Raw genomic sequence first — 2505 nt, 5'->3', positions numbered from 1 at the left:
GCCGAGGAATACACCGGTGGCGCGGTCGTCGAGATCAAGCATCTGGGTGATCACCGGATAGGCGATCATCGCCAGGGTGCTCAATACGGTCACGCCGAGCACGGTGAAGATCAGGTTGCGTTCGGAATGCTCGTTCTTGGGCAGTACCGCCGCGATTGCCATGGCCGCCGAGGCGCCGCAGATCGCCACCGCGCCGCCGGTCAGCAGGCCGAAGCGCCAGCCGCGCCCCAGGAACCGCGCCCCGGCGAGGCCGACAAGGATGGTCAGGATCACCCCGGCGACAACCAGCGCGATCAGCTTGGGCCCGAGGCCGATCAGTAGTTCGACGCTGATCCGCGCGCCCAGAAGCGCCACGCCGATGCGCAGCACGGTGCGCGAGGTGAAGGCGATGCCTTTGACGCAGGGGCCCTCTTCGGCGAGGAAATGAAAGGCGATGCCCAGGAGCAGCGCCATCAGCATGGCCGGGGCGCCGTAATGATCCGAAAGGAATTGCGCCGCGACCGCGACGACGACCGAAACCAGGAACCCGTAGGCGTTGTCTGTCACGAATTTGGGGATCTGGGAGAGTGTCTGCCCTGCCGAGGCCATCGAAAGCGCCATTCTTCTTAACTCCTGTGGCGCAGGCCGGAAGGTCATGCGCCGCGGCCATGCGGCCCGGTGGTTGGATATAAACGGGGGCGGGGAAGCGGCGTACCGCTTCCCCGCATCTTGTCAAAGCGTTGAAGCTCAGTCGCGCTGCTGCGGGCGCATGTCTTCCTTGCTGATCCCGGCGACCGAAACCGGCTTCTTCATCGCGTCGCGACGGAAGGGTTCGCCCAGCTCCTGGTTCAGCACGACTTCGATGAACGTCGTCACGTTGTCGTTCATCTGCTCCTTGACGGCGGTGTTCAGCACGTCCGTGAGCTGTTCCATCGAGGTGACCTGCACGCCCTTGAGGCCGCAGCCATCGGCGATCTTGGCGTAGTTCACGTCAAGGTTCAGCTCGGTGCCGACGAAGTTGTCATCGAACCAAAGGGTCGTGTTGCGCTTTTCGGCGCCCCACTGGTAGTTGCGGAAGACGATCATGGTGATCGCCGGCCAGTCGCCGCGACCGCAGGCGGTCATCTCGTTCATCGAGATGCCGAAGGCACCGTCGCCGGCAAAGCCCACGACCGGCACGTCCGGGCAGCCGATCTTGGCGCCGAGGATCGCCGGCAGGCCGTAGCCGCAGGGTCCGAAGAGACCCGGCGCCAGGTATTTCCGGCCCTTGTCGAAGGACGGATAGGCATTGCCGATGGCGCAGTTGTTGCCGATATCGGAGGAGATGATCGCGTCCTTGGGCAGCGCGGACATGATCGCGCGCCAGGCCTGACGCGGCGACATGCGATCGGGCTGACGCTCGCGGGCGCGCTCGTTCCAGGTCACGCCCTCGTCGTTGTCTTCCTCGTGATCCATCGAGCTGAGCTCCTGGGCCCAGCGGGATTTGGTCATCGAGATCAGCTCTTTGCGCTCCTTGCGGCCCTTGTCGCCGGCATCGTCAGACAGCTTGGCGAGCAGCTGCTCGGCCACCTTGCGGGCATCGCCCTGGATCGCCACGTCGACCTTCTTGGTCAGGCCGATGCGGTCGGAGTTGATCTCCACCTGGATGATCTTGGCATCCTTCGGCCAGTAATCGATGCCGTAGCCCGGCAGGGTCGAGAAGGGGTTCAGGCGGTTGCCGAGTGCCAGCACGACGTCGGCCTTCTGGATCAGCTCCATCGCCGCTTTCGACCCGTTATAGCCCAGCGGACCGACGGCCAGCGGGTGGTTGCCCGGGAAGGCGTCGTTGTGCTGGTAGCCGCAGGCCACCGGCGCGTCGAGCGCTTCGGCGAGCTTGGCGCTGGCGTCGATCGCGCCGGACAGGATCACGCCGGCACCGTTCAGAATGACCGGGAACTCGGCTTCGGACAGCAGCTTGGCGGCATCGGCCACGGCCTGCTCGCCACCGGCCGGACGCTCGAGGCGGATGACCTGCGGCAGCTCGATGTCGATGACCTGGGTCCAGTAATCGCGCGGGATGTTGATCTGCGCTGGAGCGGAACCGCGCCACGCCTTCTCGATCACCCGGTTCAGGACTTCGGCCATGCGCGAGGGGTCGCGAACCTCTTCCTGGTAGCAGACCATGTCCTCGAACAGTTTCATCTGCTCGATTTCCTGGAAGCCGCCCTGCCCGATGGTCTTGTTCGCGGCCTGCGGCGTGACCAGCAGCAGCGGGGTGTGGTTCCAATAGGCGGTCTTCACCGGGGTCACGAAGTTGGTGATGCCGGGACCGTTCTGGGCGATCATCATCGACATCTTGCCGGTGGCGCGGGTGTAGCCGTCAGCGATCATGCCGCCGGAGGTCTCGTGAGCGCAGTCCCAGAACTTGATCCCGGCTTCCGGGAACAGGTCGGAAATCGGCATCATCGCGGAACCGATAATGCCGAAAGCATTGTCGATACCATGCATCTGCAAGACCTTAACAAAGGCTTCTTCGGTGGTCATCTT

General features: G+C 64.3%; 2 protein-coding genes. Both read right to left on the bottom strand.

The window, feature by feature from the left end:
• Positions 1 to 600 (bottom strand): YeiH family protein (locus tag ACFSUD_RS19485; protein WP_386376166.1); only part of this gene is annotated, 600 nt, incomplete at its 3' end.
• 126 nt (positions 601 to 726) lie between these two features.
• Positions 727 to 2505, bottom strand: a 1779-nt coding sequence (gene xsc, locus ACFSUD_RS19480) for a sulfoacetaldehyde acetyltransferase (protein ID WP_386376165.1), incomplete at its 5' end; no start/stop codon positions are given.

The sequence above is a fragment of the Sulfitobacter aestuarii genome (assembly GCF_042685005.1).
GTDB lineage: Bacteria > Pseudomonadota > Alphaproteobacteria > Rhodobacterales > Rhodobacteraceae > Sulfitobacter > Sulfitobacter aestuarii.
Note: the sequence above shows the minus strand (reverse complement) of the source record. Positions and strands in the feature narration are given on the sequence as shown.